This is a genomic window from Streptococcus sp. oral taxon 071 str. 73H25AP, from assembly GCF_000146755.1.
GTDB lineage: Bacteria > Bacillota > Bacilli > Lactobacillales > Streptococcaceae > Streptococcus > Streptococcus oralis_T.
The window spans coordinates 1,926,098-1,943,849 of the sequence record NZ_GL397254.1; the positions used below are offsets into that span (position 1 = coordinate 1,926,098).

The following is a 17,752-nucleotide window of genomic DNA, read 5'->3' on the forward strand; positions in this document are numbered from 1 at the left end:
ATTTTCATTTTATCCAAAATCACTCAATACCACTCTCAATTCTCCTAGAAGTGCCTTGCGTCCTTTGAAACATTCTCCTCCCATTAGACGGTCAAGTTGTTCTTGTTTTTCTTTACTCTGACTTGCCTTGTAATTCCTTAGAAGTTCATGAAAGAGATAGTAATCATCCAGTCTCAGTCCTTTTTCTCCTAGGCGATGGCTGATTTCGCTCACCTCCTCATAGGGTTCTTTGTCGAAACGGCGCTTGTGACTTTCCTGTTTACGGATGTAGTCTAGGATACGATTGCGGAATTTGGTTTTAAAGCAGACATATAGTCGGTGTCGTTCACCCACTAGCAACTCTGGATGGTGACTGACCAGCTCATAGAGGCACAGCATCCCCTCCTGGTCCCAGTCCTCTTTCTCCCACAGATGTAGATGATAATCTTTGCGACACTTATGGACGATCCCCTTCGTTTCTTCGTATAGTTCTTTCAGATTCATAGACCTCTCCTTTCTGCATTTAGTTTAGCAAAATGCACGAACCCATGAATCTATTTCCTCTATTCTATACTTCTTTCTCTCTCAACGGCACATAAAAAGAGAGGCAAGGCCTCTCTGGGATTATAATTCTGCAATTTGGTTTAGGTTTACTTCTGCAATCGTATCATTACCAAACATAGAGATAATCATCTTCACTTTATTGTTATCAATTTCGGTAATTTTACCTGTGTAGTCTGCAAAAGCGCCATCAATGATGCGGACAGTCTGACCAACTTCAACGTCAATATCAAACTCTTGAACAGTTTGTCCCATTGAAACCAGAATATCACGGATTTCTTGTTCCAATAGCGGAGTTGGTTTTGATCTGTTACCGTGGGATCCGACGAATCCTGTTACGTTTGGTGTATTTCGAACAACGAACCATGCTTCATCGGTCATGACCATTTCTACAAGGACATAACCCGGAAAGCGATTCTCTTCAATTTCTTTTTTCTTTCCATTTTTCTCAACTTGCACGGTTTGTGTTGGAATCTCAACGCGTAGAATATTATCCAACATGTTATACGTTTGTGCACGTTGCAATAGATTTTCTTTTACCTTATTTTCATAGCCAGAATAAGTTTGTAGAACAAACCATCCTTTGTCAAAACTATCCATGATATTTCCTTTCATAATAGAAGAAGAAACTAGCAGAAGTTCTCCGCCTTTCTTCTAAAAAATGTTAATAAATCGAATCAAACCTGAAACAATCAACTGGTCAAAAATGTAAATGATGACCACAAAGAAGGCTGTGTATTCCATAATAGAGCGAAAATCTCTCCAGCTTTCCTTGCGAGTTGGCCACGTTGTTTCTTTAAGAAGTTTAAAAATATCCTTAATAAAACCCATCGTTCTCGTTCTCTCCTATCTCGTTTCTCTATGTGTCGTATATTTCCCACAATGTTTACAAAATTTATTTACTTCTAGTCGTGTTGGCTTGGGGTTCCCACTAGTTTTGATTGAGTAATTCCTTGAACCGCAAACTGCACAAGCTAGGCTTGCTTTTTTTAGTGCCATAACACCTCCATCTTATCTATTATAACAAGAAACCTAGGCTTTGACAAGCCTCTTAACGAAATAGATTAAGGAATGAGTCCCATATTGTCTGGGCTTTTTCTTTTATCTTAGCTTCTGAAATCGCACGTCCCGCTTCATCTACAAGATTTTGTGCACGACTACGAATATCTGCTATCGGATCCTCCGACTGGTTTGCCTCATTTTCAATAGCTTGTTTTTTAGTATTTTCTGGTTCAATCCCATTTTGTTTATAAGCATTCTCAACTGTAAAGGTGCTACCTGGAGTGTAAGGCAAAATAGTATTAGCCATACTTCTAAAGACGTGGGCTGCTCCATTTGATGTCGAACCTGCCAGATAATGGTTTTCATCCGTCGTCGGGAAACCGAGCCAGTGGGTAATTACCACATCTGGAGTATAGCCAATCACCCACTGGTCACTAGTATATACTGAATTAAAAGCAGCCTCAGTAGTACCTGTCTTTCCAGCCATAACATAATCTGTTGGCGACGAACTAATTCCTGTACCATTGGTAAATGTTCCTAGCATCATGCTGGTCATTTTATCGGCTACCGACTTATCAATCACTCGTTTTTGGGAATTTTTATGACTCTTGATGACCTGGCCACTGGCATTTTCAATACGAGTGATAAAATGCGCTTCAGGCATCAGACCTTCATTAGCAAAGGCTGCATAGGCTTGCGCCATCTGGAGGGGATTCGTCTCTACGCCTCCACCGAGAGCGACTCCAAGAACTCGATCAACATTTTCCATATTCAGGCCAAATCTCTCCCCAGCGTCAAAAGCTTTGTCAATACCTAATGCATTTACAGTCGCAACTGCCGGTAAATTGAGTGATTCAGCCAAAGCCTGATACATAGGTACTTCTGGAGATGTCTTAATGCCCGCATAATTATCCACTTGATAACTATCGTACTGCATCGTATGATTATCCAGTTGCTTGTTTAAGGCCCATCCTGCTTCTACTGCAGGTGTATAAACGACTAAAGGTTTAATGGTTGAGCCCGGGCTACGCTTAGACTGAGTGGCATAGTTGAAATTGCGGAAGCCTGGTTTGTCATCGCCAGCTACGTGGCCAACAACGCTACGCACCCCACCTGTTTTAGGCTCTAAAGCAACACTACCTGATTCGGCGTGTGTTCCGTCTTCTGCCTTTGGAAATAGTGAGGTGTTTTCGTAAACAACCTGCATGTTGGCTTGGTAGTTTTGGTCAAGTTCTGTATAGATTCGATAGCCGTTGTTGACAATCTCTTCTTCTGTGAGATTGTACTTGGAAACCGCTTCGTTGACAACTGCATCAAAATAGGACGGATAACGATAATCTGAAACCTTCCCTTCATACTTATCTTGCAGTTGAGAAGCCATATCTGTTCCAGCTGCTTCGGTCTCTTGATTTTTATCAATATAACCCGCTGCAACCATATTTTGCAAAACAGTATCCCTACGATTGGTTGAAGTTTCAACAGAATTTAATGGATTATACAATTCTGGTCCCTTGAGCATCCCTGCTAGAGTGGCCGCCTGATCAAGCGTTAGTTGTGAAGCCGATACACCGAAATATTTCTTACTCGCATCTTCAACACCCCATACCCCATTTCCAAAGTAGGCGTTATTGAGGTACATAGTAAGGATTTGCTCCTTGCTGTATTTCTTTGTCAACTCTAAGGCAAGGAAAAACTCCTTGGCCTTCCGTTCAACGGTCTGGTCCTGGGAAAGATAGGCATTTTTCGCCAACTGTTGAGTGATGGTAGACCCCCCTCCAGAACGACCTGCTGTAAGGATGGCTAGAAAGAAACGACCGTAGTTAATCCCATCATTTTTATAGAAGGAACGGTCCTCTGTCGCGACAACAGCATTCTGCAAGTCTTTGCTGATATCTGCCAGCTCAACATAGGTCCCCTTTTGACCGGATAGGGCTCCTGCCTCTTTTTCTTCGCGGTCAAAAATCAGAGTTCGGGTTTTTAGGGCATTTTGTAAGTCATTGACATTGGTAGACTTGGCTATCGCAAATAGGTAGGTTCCTACTAGCAAACCTGCACTTAACCCTAAAATGATGACAATCTTTGTCAGATGATAGCGACGCCAAAATTTTCGAATTGCCCCTACTTGTGACAATTTTTTTCTATCGCTCCGAGAACGACGCATACTAGTAGAATCCGACTCCGCCGATTCATTCGTTTCTTTTTTAAAGAGAGAAAGAAACTTCTCAAATAATTTATCTAATTTCATGCGTTTATTTTATCATCTTCACCATGGGAACTCAAGAATTTAGCTACTCCCTATCCAAATAGGGCTTTTTTTGTTACAATATCTGTATGCAATTCATATTTACATTACCCGAATCCCTGCCTCAAATGACGGTCAAACAATTTCTAGAGGAACAACTCCTCATCCCTAGAAAAATCCGTCACTTTTTGAGAACCAAGAAGAACATCTTAATTAACCACGAAGAAGTTCACTGGAACGAGATGGTGAAATCAGGGGATATTTGCCAATTGACTTTTGACGAGGAAGATTATCCCAAAAAGGAAATACTTTGGGGAAATCCAGACCTCGTTCAAGAAGTTTATCAGGACCAACATCTTATTGTCGTCAACAAACCTGAGGGTATGAAAACTCACGGTAATCAACCAAACGAAATCGCCCTTCTCAATCATATCTCTGCCTACGTTGGACAAACTTGCTATGTCGTTCATCGTCTAGATATGGAAACCAGCGGGCTAGTGCTTTTTGCTAAGAACCCTTTTATTCTTCCCATTCTCAATCGCTTGTTGGAGAAAAAAGAAATCGCTCGCGAGTACTGGGCACTCGTAGAAGGACGAGTAGAGAGTAAAGAACTTGTCTTCCGAGATAAAATCGGTCGTGATCGACACGATCGCAGAAAACGAGTGGTGGATCCCAAAAATGGGCAACATGCTGAAACACAGGTAAGTCGATTAAAGCAATTTCCAAACAAGACTTCTCTGGTTCGTTGTAAGCTAAAGACCGGTCGAACGCATCAGATCCGTATTCACCTTTCTCATCATAAGCATCCTATCTTGGGCGATCCTCTCTATAATAGTAAATCAAAAACAAGTCGGCTTATGCTTCATGCTTTTCGCCTTTCTTTTACCCATCCACTCACCTTAGAAAAATTGAGTTTCACTGCTCTATCGGATACTTTTGAAAAAGAATTAAAAAAGAATGGATGACATTATCATCTATTCTTATATATACAAAAAAGCAAGGCCAGAAAGCCTTGCTTTTTTGTCGACTCAAGAATTATTTAGCGATTTTTGCAAAGTATTCAAGAGTACGAACAAGTTGTGAAGTGTAAGACATTTCGTTGTCATACCATGAAACAACTTTAACCAATTGTTTACCGTCAACGTCAAGAACTTTAGTTTGAGTTGCGTCAAACAATGAACCGAATGACATACCTACGATATCAGAAGATACGATTGGATCTTCAGTGTAACCGTATGATTCGTTAGAAGCTGCTTTCATAGCTGCGTTTACTTCATCAACAGTAACGTTCTTATCAAGAACTGCTACCAATTCAGTTACAGAACCTGTTGGAACAGGAACACGTTGAGCAGCTCCGTCCAATTTACCGTTCAATTCAGGGATAACCAAACCGATTGCTTTAGCAGCACCAGTTGAGTTAGGAACGATGTTAGCTGCAGCAGCACGAGCACGGCGAAGGTCACCTTTACGGTGTGGTCCATCAAGAACCATTTGGTCACCAGTGTAACCGTGGATAGTAGTCATCAAACCTTCAACGATACCGAAGTTGTCATGAAGAGCTTTAGCCATTGGAGCCAAACAGTTTGTAGTACATGAAGCACCTGAGATAACTGTTTCTGTACCATCAAGAATGTCATGGTTAGTGTTAAATACAACTGTTTTAACATCTGATCCACCAGGAGCAGTGATAACAACTTTCTTAGCACCACCAGCGTGCAAGTGTTTTTCAGCAGCTGCTTTAGTAGCAAAGAAACCAGTTGCTTCAAGAACGATTTCTACACCGTCGTTAGCCCAGTCGATTTGTTCTGGATCACGTTCAGCAGAAACTTTAACGAATTTACCGTTAACTTCAAATCCGCCTTCTTTAACTTCTACAGTACCGTCGAAACGACCTTGAGTTGTATCGTATTTCAACAAGTGTGCAAGCATCACTGGATCTGTAAGGTCGTTGATGCGAGTAACTTCAACACCTTCTACGTTTTGGATACGGCGGAAAGCAAGACGACCAATACGTCCGAAACCGTTAATACCAACTTTAACTACCATTAGTGATTTCCTCCTTATGAAAATCATGAAAATTTTATTGTGAAAAGAGTAACTTGAATCACTACAAATCACCTTTCAACAAACCTATTATATAACTATTTGAGTTTAATTGCAAGTACGGGCGTCGATTTTCTCTCTTACTTTTCTACTTTTCCACTCCTTTTCATTCACTTATTCTTTAATTTTTAAATATATCCCTACAATCTTTTATAATGTCCGTATATTATCTCCATTTTCACACTCAACCTTAATTCCAAGTCTATCTGAGTTCACAAAAAAGAGACAGGATTTCTCCTGCCTCTAGGCTGATAAACGATTATTTACGACGTCCTGGACGTTCTTTATAACCATAGTAAGCATCTGCCATGATTTCTTCCATGTCAGCTACCATTGGTAAGCGTGGGTTTGCAGGTGAACATTGGTCTTCGTAAGCAAGTAAGGCAATCTCATGCAAGCTGTCTTTCCAAGTTTTTTCATCGATACCAAAGCCTTTGAAGTTCATTGTGATTCCAACTGCTTCACCAAGATCGTAAACTGCTTTGGCATAAGCTTCAACCGCTTCTTCTGGTGTTGAGCAAGGAAGACCTAGCATACGAGCAATATCTTGGAATTTTTCATCAGCTTTCCAGTAATTGTACTTAGGCCATGTTGTAGTTTTAGATGGACGAGTTCCATTATAACGGATAACATAAGGAAGTAAAATAGCATTTGTACGTCCGTGAATGGTGTGGTGAACAGCACCAATCTTATGCGCCATTGAGTGACTCATTCCAAGGAAGGCATTTGCAAAGGCCATACCAGCCATTGTAGAGGCATTATGCATCTTTTCACGGGCTTCTGGGTCAGCTGTTTTTACAGATTTCTCCAAGTATTTGAAGACTAACTTGATGGTTTGAAGAGCAATACCATCTGTATAGTCATTAGCAAAGTTAGAAGTATAAGCTTCAGTTGCGTGTGTCAAGACATCCATACCTGTGTCAGCAGCAATAAATGCTGGAACAGATTCTACCAAAGCAGGGTCAACAATTGCAATGGTTGGTGTCAAAGCGTAGTCAGTGATTGGGTATTTCCGGTTGTTTGCCTTGTCAGAGATAACTGCAAACGGTGTTACTTCTGAACCTGTACCAGATGTTGTTGGAATACCGATATATTGTGCTTTCTTACCAAGTGATGGGAATTTGAAGGCACGTTTGCGGATATCCATGAATTTTTGAACGAGGTCACCGAAGTCAACGTCTGGCTGTTCATAGAACATCCACATACCTTTAGCTGCATCCATTGGTGAACCACCACCAAGGGCAATGATAGTGTCTGGTTCAAACGAACGCATTACTTCAACACCACGACGAACTGTTGTGATATCTGGATCTGGTTCAACATCTGAGAAGACTTGAATCGTGACTTTGTTTTTACGAAGATTCAATTGGTCAATCACACGTTGTACAAAACCGAGTTTTTCAATTGATTTATCGGTAACAATCATGACACGTTCGATACCTTCGCAAGTTTGAAGGTATTGGATAGAATTGCGTTCGAAGTAAATTTTTGAAGGAACTTTAAACCATTGCATATTATTTCTACGTTTCCCTACTTTCTTGATGTTTAGAAGGTTGATCGCACTCACGTTATCACCGACTGAGTTGTGTCCATATGAACCACATCCAAGTGTCAATGATGGGATGAAGGCATTGTATACGTCACCGATACCACCGAAAGTAGATGGAGAGTTCCAGATAATACGCATTGCTTTGATTTCTGTACCAAAGCGTTTAACAAGAGCTTCGTCTTTTGTATGGATAGCTGCTGAGTGACCAAGTCCGTTAAACTCAACCATTTGACGAGCTTTTTTAAGACCGTCTTCTGTATCTTCAGCTTTTAGGACAGCGATAACTGGTGACAATTTTTCACGAGTCAATGGTTCTTTTGGTCCTACTTCTGCACATTCTGCAGCCAAGATGTTTGTTCCTTCTGGAACGCTAAATCCTGCTTGTTCAGCAATCCATGCTGCTGGTTTACCAACGATGTTTGCGTTTAGTTTAGCACCTGCACAGTTTTTGCTGTTTGCTTTCACGCCGAAACAGAATTCTTCAAGAAGTGCTTTTTCTTTCTTGTTTACAAAGTAAGTATGGTATGATTTGAATTCTTCTACAAATTCGTCATACACTTCTTTATCAATGATAACGGCTTGTTCTGATGCACAGACCATCCCATTATCAAATGATTTTGACATAACGATGTCATGAGCAGCTTGACGAAGGTCAGCAGATTTTTCTACATAGGCAGGAACGTTTCCGGCACCTACCCCAAGAGCTGGTTTTCCACATGAGTATGCAGCTTTAACCATAGCATTCCCACCAGTTGCGAGGATAGTCGCAACACCTTCATGGTTCATAAGTGCCCCAGTTGCTTCCATAGATGGCTCTGTAATCCATTGAACACAGTTTTCAGGTGCACCGGCTGCGATGGCTGCATCACGAACGATTTGTGCAGCATGAGCAGAAGATTCTTGAGCTGATGGGTGGAAGGCGAAAACAATTGGGTTACGTGTCTTCAAAGCAATGAGTGATTTAAAAATCGCTGTTGAAGTTGGGTTTGTTGTTGGAGTGATACCACAAATAACTCCGACCGGCTCCGCAATCTTCGTCAAACCTGTAATTGGATCATCTTCGATAACTCCAGCTGTTTTAACTCCACGCATATTGTTCACTACGTGTTCACAGGCAAATAGATTTTTTGTCGCCTTATCTTCAAATACACCACGACCAGTTTCTTCAACTGCGTGTTGTGCAAGGATACCGTGCGCATCAAGTGCTGCAACAGACGCTTTTGCTACGATGTAGTCAACTTGCTCTTGGTTCAACTTGCGCATTTCATCAAGCGCAACCAAGGCTTTTTTCACGAGACCGTCGACATGCTTTTCAGCAGCAAGTTGTTTTTCCTCTGGTGTTACTGTTTTTTTATCAGCCATATTATCCTCCATAGCCTTTAAGGATGTTATCCTTTGTTAATTTTTTCACAAGTTCATTATAACTCTTTTTTTATACTTTGTAAACAGTTTCATAAGCATTTCACAAAGAAATTTTCTAAGATTGTGATTTTTTTCTCAATATCCCTGTTCAATAGAGTTTTGACTGGATGATTGTGAAATTATGGAGAAAATTTTTTTATTTCACAAAGTTTTTTCTAGTTGATAGTTAGTTATCGAATCCAAGCACAGAAAGCGTTTTCTTTCCGGTTTTGAAAAATAGCCTCCTAACTTGGAGACTACTGTTTTTGTTGGAAAACGCCTTGTTTAAAGGTTCCTTCATGGACAACTTCTTGCTCTGTCGTCAACTTTCCTTGACCTTCAGCCTGGCCATTTACAAAATCACCTTCGTATTTCCAGCCATCTTTTGATTGGAACGTTCCTTTTCCATTAAAGGCTCCATTATTGAAATCACCTGTATATTGGTCCCCATTTTCAAAGGTCATGGTCCCCTGACCATTCATTTTCCCTCGCACCAGGGTACCATCATAAACAAGTGCACCACCATCAAGTGTCAGGACACCCTTTTTGGGTGTATTTAGTAGAAATACCGAAAGAGCACAGAGTGCAATTACGACTACTGCAATGAACTCTAGCCTAGGGCGAGTTAGGTAAACTCTATACTTTTCATAGATTTGTTTAAGCTTTTCCATTGTCACTCTCATTTTCTAATCGATCTAGCCAGCTTTTACAGCCACTTGTGATGCGAGCATAGGTTTCCTCAAAATCTCCTGTATACCAAGGATCTGGAACACTTTCAGATGCAAAAGGGTAGATCTTATGCTGTAGTTCCTGAGGACACATTTGACGCAGATCTGAAACGTTTGAAGCATCCATCCCGATAATGTAATCAAATGACTCAAAATCTTCTCTACGAACCTGGAGTGATGTTTTGTCTTTGTCATAAGGAATCTGATATTGCTGGAAAATCCCTTGCGTTCCCTTATGAATCGGATTACCATGTTCCCAAGACGAAGTCGCACGACTCTCAATCTGGTAATCGCTCGTCATGGATTTCATCACAAACTCTGCCATGGGGCTACGGCAGATGTTTCCTAAGCAAACAAATACTATTTTTCTCATCCCTCTTTTCCTCTCACTTCATAGAAAAACGGGAGTGACAGGTCCCGTTTTATTCTTCGATTGCTCCGCCTTCGTCAACAACTGTTCCTTCTGGTGTCACAGCTTCTTTGAGTGGCAACACTGTCTTGATAGCAGCCAATTCAAAAGTCAAATAAACGCCATCTACATCAAGTACGATTGTTCTCTTCTCAGTGTCTACTTCATCCACTGTTCCGTAAAGGCCGCCAATTGTAATAACTTCATAGCCTTTTTGAAGCTTGTTCAAGCTTTCCATACGCTTTTGAGCTTGTTTCTTTTGAGAACGTTGCATAAAGAACATCAAGGCCATCATACCTACAAGCATGATTAAAAAAGTAATATTTGGATTCATTGTTTTCTCCTTTGTCTTTTACATAGGACTACTATATCAAATTTCAGCTACTTTTACAAGGTTGTACCTTGTTTTTATGGTTATAAAAAATCAGAGTTTTCACTCTGATTTCTGCAATTATTTCAAGTTTTGAACGACTTTGACTAGATTTTCTACCGTAAATCCGTACTCTTCCAATACTTTTGGTGCTGGTGCAGATGCTCCGAAAGTATCAATACCGAGAACTGCACCATCTAAACCAACATATTTGTACCAGTTTTGAGTTGCACCCATTTCAACTGCAACACGACGGCGAACTGCATTTGGAAGGATTTCTTCCTTGTATGCTGCGTCTTGTGCGTCAAAGACATCTGTAGATGGCATGCTGACTACACGGACTTTTTCGCCTTGACTAGCCAATTCTTTGGCAGCTGCAACAGCTAGATTGACCTCTGAACCTGTCGCAATCAAGATCGTGTCAAAATCTACTGCATTTTCATAGACAACATAGGCACCTTTTGCAACTTTATTAAAGTCCGTCCCTTCTTCAACAGTCAAGTTTTGACGTGTCAAGACAAGAGCAGTTGGTGTTTTTTCACTTGTCACCGCAAGGTACCAAGCTGCTTGAGTTTCACGCGCATCTGCTGGGCGGAAAACATTGAGATTTGGCATAGCACGAAGACCCGCTAAGTGTTCAACCGGTTCGTGAGTTGGACCATCTTCACCAACTGCGATCGAATCGTGGGTAAAGACATAAGTCACAGGAAGTCCTTGTAAGGCTGACAAGCGGACAGCCGCCTTCACATAGTCAGAGAAGACGAAGAAAGTACCACCGTATACACGAAGTCCACCGTGAAGGGCCATCCCGTTCAAGATCGTTCCCATTGCAAATTCACGAACACCAAACTGAATGTTGCGGTTCAAGCGATTAGCGTCGTCTTGAAGTCCGTCCGTTTTGATATAAGTCATGTTTGAGTGAGCAAGGTCAGCTGATCCACCTAAGAAAGTTGGTAACTTGGCAGCAACAACGTTCAAAGCATCCTGACTTGAATTACGAGTGGCTTGAGAGAAGCCGTTTTCTAGAGCTGGGAAGTCTGCTGGAGTAACTTTAACTGGATCACGTCCGTCGATAATAGCTTCTACTTCTGCAGCCAGTTCTGGGTGAGCTTCTTTATAATCTGCAACTAAATTTGTCCAAGCTTGATAAGCTGATGCGCCACGGTCTGCAACATTTTCTTTGAAATCAGCATAAACTTGCTCTGGGATTTCAAATGGTTCATAGTCCCAACCAAGAGCTTGGCGAGTAGCCGCAGTTTCATCTGCTCCAAGAGGAGCACCGTGTACAGCATTAGTTCCTTGTTTGTTTGGAGAACCGTATCCAATAACAGTCTTCACTTCAATCAAAGATGGTTTTCCTGAAGCTTTAGCTGTTTCGATAGCAGCATGGATTGCTTCCAAGTCTGTCCCATCTTCAACCAAGGCTGTGTGCCAACCGTAGGCATTGTAACGGTCACGAACACTTTCTGTGAAGGAATCTTTTGTCTCACCATCCAAGTTAATGTCATTTGAATCATAAAGAACAACCAACTTGTCGAGTTTTTGCAAACCTGCGTATGAAGCTGCCTCGCTTGAAACACCTTCCATCAAATCTCCGTCGCCACAGATCACATAAGTATAGTGGTCAAAGATATTGAAGCCTTCGCGGTTATATTTGGCTGCAAGGAAACGTTCTGCTTGGGCAAAACCAGTAGCAGTAGAAATCCCTTGTCCTAGAGGACCAGTTGTAGCGTCAACCCCTGCAGTATGGCCAAATTCTGGGTGACCTGGTGTTTTTGAACCCCATTGGCGGAAGTTCTTGACTTCATCCATGCTAACATCTTCAAAACCAGAAAGGTGAAGAAGGGCATAAAGAAGCATAGAGCCGTGACCTGCTGAAAGAATAAAGCGGTCGCGGTTGATCCAGTTTGGTTGAGCAGGATTGATACGAAGTTGTTTTGTAAAGAGGCTATAGGCCATTGGAGCAGCCCCCATAACCACCCCTGGGTGACCTGAGTTTGCTTTGTTAATGGCGTCAATACCTAGAAAACGAATTGCATTAACAGATAGATTTGACATAGAATTTCCTTTCTCTTTGAGGTGATTAATGAATCACACATCCTATTTTTCTATTATATGAAAAAATGCATAGAATAGCAATAAAACAATTTGCGTTCATCTAACACATTTGATTTGTCTATCCTCTCGTCACTTCATAGTACGGGAGCAAACGAGTATAAGCGTCTTCTAGCTCCTCCAATATCGCTTCTACTGACTGATTTTCAATGAAGGAAACATCTGACTTGACTAAGACTTTACGAACTTCTTGATTTCTCAGCTTCTCTCGTAAAGTACGGCGATTCTCCTCAGTAGCCTCCACCTTATGACTTTCTCCATTTGAGTAGACTAGATAATAAATTCCTTCTACCGCTGGAAGCTCTAAAACCTTGGCTTGCTTGTCTAAGGTCTGTTCATCTTTCTTTCGCTCGATGAAACTGACTTCCAAAGAAATCCCAAAGTCAGCAGGTGTTCCATACAAACGAAGAGCCATCATAGGTTCTGTCACTTGTCCGTCTCTCTGTAGATAGGCCCAGAAATGTGGCCTTAAGCGTTGTGCTTGATTCATCCACTGGCTAGTCTGTTGGAGTTGCCATTCTGAATGACTTGCTTGAAAGGTTTTGGCCAATTCTGTAAAAGACTTCCGAGCCTCTTGGCCTTTGTGACGCAATTCCAGCATCTTTTCTCTTTCATCACCAGCTTTATCAGGATTACGATACTGGACCCCTGCAAATGATAGATATTCTCTAACTGCTTTCAGCATATCTGAATCTTTCCTTTCCTAGCAAAAAATCAGGATGAACCTGATTTTGCTTTGCTTATTCTGCATCTACGACAACATAGCGATTTGGCTCGTCACCTTCAGAGTAACTCGTCACGCCATCCATGCGTGAAATAATGCGATGGATAATCTTGCGTTCGCTATTTGACATTGGATCTGTTTGTTGGCTACGTCCTTCTTCTAAAACGCGAGTCGCCAATTTTTGAGCGTAGGTTTGCAAGACTTCTGCACGGTGTTCAACGTAATCATTGACATTGATTGTGATGTAGAACGTTCTCGAATAGCGATTGTAAAGGTAATTTTGCGCTAACAGTTGAAGAGCTTTCAAGACTTTTCCGTGATAGCCGATAATACGACCTGGTTCATTGGTGTCAATTTGAAGATTGATGGTACGACGATTGTAGTCGCTCGAAATCGTACCTTCAACATCCATATCATCCACAATGGTTTGAACGTAGCTAGCTACTTCTGTTGCCACTTGTTCGGTATCATAACTTGGCTCTACTTTTAAGCCCAAATCTTCCAACGATTGGCTCGCTACTTCTTGCGTTTCAGCTTCTTTTTCTGGAGCAGGCTTAACTTCCTCAGTAGCATCTTCTGCTTGAAGTTCATTTAAAATTGAAATATGACCTGTTTCTTCCAAAATCGTGCTGGCATGCTTTTCATTTTTCAGGATTTCAGCCTTGACCTCTTCAGAGACACCTTGACCTTCTTCTTCAATCTTCTTGATGACTTCAACTACATGTCCCAAATCAACAGTTGCTTCACTTACTGTTTTCACGGGTTCATTTTTTTCATTAACTTCTTTTGGAACCCCTTTAATGGCCTGCTGATTGGCTTTGATCACTGTCGTTTCACTAATCGCTTCGATATCAACTTGAGCTGGCTTCTTACCAAACAAGCCTAAGAACCCTTTTTTCTCTTTCGAAACGACCTTGATGTGGGCCTTCATTCTTGGAATGTCTAATTCTTTCAATCCTTTTTGGATTGCTTCTTCAACCGTTGAACCTGTAAATAATACCATTACAAGATTCCCCCTTATTTTTTCTTTTTCTGTGCTTTTTTCAAGGCTTTTCTCTTCTTACCTTCTAAATCTTTTTCTGCTTGTGCCACTGCTTCTCTTTCAGCAATAATCTTGAAAGGATTGTTCAAGAAATAGGTTTGCAGAACTTGATAAGCATTAGATACAGCCCAGTACAAGGCTACACCGCTTGGGGCGGAGATGGCAAAAACAAAGATCAATATAGGCATACCATACATCATCCCTGTCGTAGCCCCACTTTTTTCGGACAAAGCTTTATTCGATAACCAGCTACTCAAGAAGGTAAAGACTGCTGCCAAAATTGGAAGGACAAAACTTGTATCTACTCCTCCCAAATTAATCCATAAAAAGTGACCTGTTTTCAAAAAATCTACTCGACTCAAGGCTTGAAAGAGCGCCAAGAGAACCGGCATTTGTATTAAAATTGGCCAGAGAGAGGATGAATGCTTGATCCCCAATTCCTTATAGACCTTCCGCATCTCTTGGTCTAGCTTGGTTCTACTTTCCATATCACGACCCGGATATTGCTCTCGCAAAGCCTTGATGCGTGGTTGAGCCTCTTGCATTTTTCTAGAGGCAACCATCTGTGTCTGAAAGACTGGCAATAAAATCGTCCGGATCAAGATTGTGAAGAGGATAATCCCCACTCCGATACTAATGTCAAAGGACAAAAAGCGGATAATTTCAGCAAAAAAATAGACGAATTTACTCCAAAAATCTGTCGAATCCGCTGTTATATCGTTAGCTGTACTATTTGTTGCACAGGCCGTCATGATAAACAAGGACAAGCCCAACAAACTAGTCAACTGTAGTTTCTTTTTCACTCCCATTTCCTTCCTGATAAATCTTTGATAACTTTAATACGTGGAGTAGGTTTTTCTCCATCTCTGCATATTCCAAGGTTTCCACCCCTTTTCGGGCAATCACGACAAAATCGACATGCTCTACTAAACTCCCTTTTACACTTTGTAGAATGTGTCGGATTCGTCTCTTAATTTGATTTCTGGTAACTGCATTCCCCAGCTTTTTGCTGACGGACAGTCCTACTCGAAAATGGTTTTGCTGGTTTTCCAATTGGTAGACAACAAATTTTCGATTGGCAAAACTTGTTCCGTCCTTGAAAATCGCCTTAAAATCTTTCTCTCTTTTTACACGAAAGCTTTTCTTCAAAACTCAACTCCATCTATTAAATTACTACTATTATACCATATTTTTTAAAAAAGCCAATAACAGCAAGGTTTTAGACATTTTCTACATAAAAAAAGCTGGAAAATCTCTTTCCCAACTTCTTTTCACAATCAAATTTTACGTGTATTTACTTATTTTTTCAAGCGCTCAACATCGCGTGCAATCACTAATTCTTCATCTGTTGGAATAACCAAGACACGGATTTTCGCTGCGTCAGTTGAGATGTCTCCCGTTACACCAAAGACATTCTTTTCTGGATCCACATCACAACCAAACCAAGAGATACCTGAAATGACATCCTCACGGAAATCTGCTGCATTTTCACCGATACCTGCTGTGAAGATAATCGCATCTGCTCCATTTAGGACTGCAAGGTACTGGCCGATATGTTTTTGGATACGATCAACATACATTTCATAAGCCAAAGTCGCATTATGGTCTCCTGCTTCCATGGCAGCAATCACATCACGCATATCGCTTGACTGACTAGAAACTCCCATGAGCCCTGATTCACGATTGAGAACGCGGCTAATATCTTCTGGGGTATTGAAATCCTCTGTATATTGCATGAGATAAGGGATGATAGCAGGGTCAATATCTCCTGTACGAGTTCCCATCATCACACCGCCAAGTGGTGTGAATCCCATAGAAGTATCCACAGACTTCCCACCCTTAACAGCTGTGATAGAAGCCCCATTACCAATATGGCAGGTAATCAATTTCAAATCTTCTAGAGGACGGCCCAAAAGTTTCGCTGCTTCTCCTGCGACAAACTGGTGGCTTGTCCCGTGGGCACCATATTTACGAACCTTGTTTTCTGTGTAGTATTTAGTTGGTAGAGGGTAGCGATAAGCCTTTTCTGGCATGGTTGTGTGGAATGAAGTATCAAATACAACAACACTGGTAATATCTGGAAGCAGTTCCTTAAATGCACGAATTCCAGCTGCGTTAGCTGGATTGTGAAGAGGAGCCAAGAGTCCCAACTCCTCAACTTTTTCTATCACATCTCCCTCAACAACTGTTGATTCCTTGAAATATTCACCACCTGCAACGACGCGGTGTCCGACACCTGTAATCTCGTCGTACCCTTTGATGATGTCAAAACGAATCAAGTCATCCAATAAAATTTTAACGGCTTGTGTATGGTCTTCGATATCAAGAATTTGTTGCTCCGAACGACCGTCAAATTTTACTGTTGAAATTGAATCTTTCAATCCAATACGTTCAATCAAGCCTTTAGCCAAAACTTTCTCTTCAGGCATTTGATAAAGTTGCCATTTCAAGCTTGAGCTTCCTGCATTGATTGCAATTGTTTTTGTCATAAGATGATACCTCTTTTTAAGCGTTTTCATCTATTATAACAAAATCTCTTTTATATTTCAGTACCTTTGCTCCAATTTTGAAAATTTTCTTTAAAGGTAAACAAAACTGACGGATCTTGCAAGCTAGTAAGAGGGTAAACAAAGGGTTCTATTTCCTTGTCTCTTTTCTTCTGTAAGACAAAAATACTTTTAGCTTGGCTTGCAGTTGAGAAAATATCCTCTGGCAGAGCGATGATAGCAGCCAGACTCACTTCGTCTTTGAGCCACCCTTTTAACAAATCACTTTGAGGACTGGTCAATAAATCACTCGGAGCTAGAAAAATAGCATAGCCATCTGACTTAAGGTACTTGAGGCCTTGTTCCATCAGCAAATGATGGGCATAGGTATGCTCTTGACTAGAAGACACTTGATAGCGCGAAGCGATGGCATCGTCTGGGTAATAGCCAACAGGCAAATCGCTGATGACCACGTCGCTTTCTTTAAGCATTTGCGGACGAACGGCGTCTCCTTGAACAAAACCAGCCTGCAAACCAATCACATCTGCCATACTGGCTGCCAGATCAATTAGCAAATCATCCACTTCGATTCCCAAGTAATCTACTTTTTTAGCAAGAGAAGTCAAGAAAGTAGCCCCCAAAATCCCCATACCAGAACCCGTTTCGAGGATGCTAATTTCCTCTTGTCCAAACAACTCTTCTACAACAAGTACCAATAGGAGGGCAATGGCATCCGGTGTAAACTGGTGATTGGCCTGTAAAGGCTCCGTTTGTCCTGCCTTCATCAAGAGAAACTGGTAGGTCTTGAGCCACTCTTCCTTGCGAAGCGCTAAGCGCTTAAGGGCTTGATTGTTCTCCTTGACCTGCTCTAGCTCAGTCTCGTCATCTAGGTAGATACTATTTTGCTCTACCAAGGCATCATAAAAGTTGGTTGCCAAATCACTTTGGATGACTTGGATATTCTCTAGTAAATACGTATAAGCTTGTTCAATTTTTTCAAAATCCATATTCCTATCTTATCAAAATTCCCCTATTTTTTCC

At 41.3% G+C, this 17,752-nt stretch carries 18 protein-coding genes; 1 reads left to right on the forward strand and 17 read right to left on the reverse strand.

What is annotated here, in order from left to right:
- Positions 1-9: 9 nt before the first annotated feature.
- The 5 genes from HMPREF9189_RS11500 to pbp2a all read right to left on the reverse strand — a co-directional run bounded on the left by HMPREF9189_RS11500 (position 10) and on the right by pbp2a (position 3,787).
- Complete coding sequence (locus HMPREF9189_RS11500) at positions 10-483, reverse strand: hypothetical protein (RefSeq protein WP_001049385.1); 474 nt, start codon at positions 481-483, stop codon at positions 10-12.
- Between the two features lie 120 nt (positions 484-603).
- Positions 604-1,140 (reverse strand): transcription termination/antitermination protein NusG, encoded by a 537-nt coding sequence (gene nusG, locus HMPREF9189_RS11505; RefSeq protein ID WP_000376728.1) that lies wholly within the window; start codon positions 1,138-1,140, stop codon positions 604-606.
- A gap of 54 nt (positions 1,141-1,194) precedes the next feature.
- The gene (gene secE / locus HMPREF9189_RS11510) at positions 1,195-1,371 is read right to left on the reverse strand and encodes a preprotein translocase subunit SecE (RefSeq protein ID WP_000505776.1); all 177 of its coding nucleotides are present in this window, start codon (positions 1,369-1,371) and stop codon (positions 1,195-1,197) included.
- A 15-nt stretch (positions 1,372-1,386) separates the two neighbouring features.
- A complete protein-coding gene (gene rpmG / locus HMPREF9189_RS11515) occupies positions 1,387-1,539 on the reverse strand; it encodes a 50S ribosomal protein L33 (protein WP_009755504.1) in 153 nt (50 codons plus the stop codon).
- Between the two features lie 52 nt (positions 1,540-1,591).
- Positions 1,592-3,787, reverse strand: a complete 2,196-nt coding sequence (gene pbp2a, locus HMPREF9189_RS11520; RefSeq protein ID WP_000762591.1) for a penicillin-binding protein PBP2A — start codon at positions 3,785-3,787, stop codon at positions 1,592-1,594.
- A gap of 86 nt (positions 3,788-3,873) precedes the next feature.
- Between pbp2a and HMPREF9189_RS11525 the strand changes: the two genes are divergently transcribed.
- On the forward strand, positions 3,874-4,749 hold the full coding sequence (locus HMPREF9189_RS11525; RefSeq protein WP_009755505.1) for an RluA family pseudouridine synthase: 876 nt from the start codon (positions 3,874-3,876) through the stop codon (positions 4,747-4,749).
- A 70-nt stretch (positions 4,750-4,819) separates the two neighbouring features.
- On the opposite strand, the gene gap is transcribed toward HMPREF9189_RS11525, so the two are convergent.
- From gap to HMPREF9189_RS11585, 12 genes are all read right to left on the reverse strand, one after another.
- On the reverse strand, positions 4,820-5,830 hold the full coding sequence (gap, locus tag HMPREF9189_RS11530) for a type I glyceraldehyde-3-phosphate dehydrogenase (RefSeq protein WP_000260673.1): 1,011 nt from the start codon (positions 5,828-5,830) through the stop codon (positions 4,820-4,822).
- A 316-nt stretch (positions 5,831-6,146) separates the two neighbouring features.
- Positions 6,147-8,798, reverse strand: a complete 2,652-nt coding sequence (adhE, locus tag HMPREF9189_RS11535) for a bifunctional acetaldehyde-CoA/alcohol dehydrogenase (protein WP_000763991.1) — start codon at positions 8,796-8,798, stop codon at positions 6,147-6,149.
- Positions 8,799-9,094: 296 nt separating this feature from the next.
- On the reverse strand, positions 9,095-9,508 hold the full coding sequence (locus HMPREF9189_RS11540; protein WP_000413198.1) for an MORN repeat-containing protein: 414 nt from the start codon (positions 9,506-9,508) through the stop codon (positions 9,095-9,097).
- Positions 9,495-9,938 carry a low molecular weight protein-tyrosine-phosphatase gene (locus tag HMPREF9189_RS11545; RefSeq protein WP_002876368.1) on the reverse strand — a complete coding sequence of 148 codons (444 nt, stop codon included), beginning with the start codon at positions 9,936-9,938 and terminating at the stop codon, positions 9,495-9,497. Before HMPREF9189_RS11545 ends, HMPREF9189_RS11540 begins: the two co-directional genes overlap by 14 nt.
- A 49-nt stretch (positions 9,939-9,987) precedes the next feature.
- Complete coding sequence (yajC, locus tag HMPREF9189_RS11550) at positions 9,988-10,308, reverse strand: preprotein translocase subunit YajC (RefSeq protein ID WP_001069055.1); 321 nt, start codon at positions 10,306-10,308, stop codon at positions 9,988-9,990.
- A 117-nt stretch (positions 10,309-10,425) separates the two neighbouring features.
- Complete coding sequence (tkt, locus tag HMPREF9189_RS11555) at positions 10,426-12,402, reverse strand: transketolase (protein ID WP_000067901.1); 1,977 nt, start codon at positions 12,400-12,402, stop codon at positions 10,426-10,428.
- Positions 12,403-12,520: 118 nt separating this feature from the next.
- Positions 12,521-13,144: a hypothetical protein gene (locus HMPREF9189_RS11560; RefSeq protein ID WP_000910059.1), complete on the reverse strand. Its 624-nt coding sequence runs from the start codon at positions 13,142-13,144 to the stop codon at positions 12,521-12,523.
- Positions 13,145-13,199: 55 nt separating this feature from the next.
- Entirely contained in the window at positions 13,200-14,186 is a 987-nt protein-coding gene (jag, locus tag HMPREF9189_RS11565; protein WP_000242590.1) for an RNA-binding cell elongation regulator Jag/EloR, read from the reverse strand.
- Positions 14,187-14,200: 14 nt separating this feature from the next.
- Positions 14,201-15,028: a membrane protein insertase YidC gene (locus HMPREF9189_RS11570; RefSeq protein ID WP_000728100.1), complete on the reverse strand. Its 828-nt coding sequence runs from the start codon at positions 15,026-15,028 to the stop codon at positions 14,201-14,203.
- On the reverse strand, positions 15,003-15,374 hold the full coding sequence (gene rnpA / locus HMPREF9189_RS11575; protein WP_000748120.1) for a ribonuclease P protein component: 372 nt from the start codon (positions 15,372-15,374) through the stop codon (positions 15,003-15,005). Before rnpA ends, HMPREF9189_RS11570 begins: the two co-directional genes overlap by 26 nt.
- A 149-nt stretch (positions 15,375-15,523) precedes the next feature.
- Complete coding sequence (locus HMPREF9189_RS11580) at positions 15,524-16,714, reverse strand: acetate kinase (RefSeq protein WP_000167784.1); 1,191 nt, start codon at positions 16,712-16,714, stop codon at positions 15,524-15,526.
- Between the two features lie 50 nt (positions 16,715-16,764).
- Positions 16,765-17,718, reverse strand: coding sequence for a class I SAM-dependent methyltransferase (locus HMPREF9189_RS11585; protein ID WP_000345089.1), 954 nt, complete (start codon positions 17,716-17,718; stop codon positions 16,765-16,767).
- Positions 17,719-17,752: the final 34 nt, after the last annotated feature.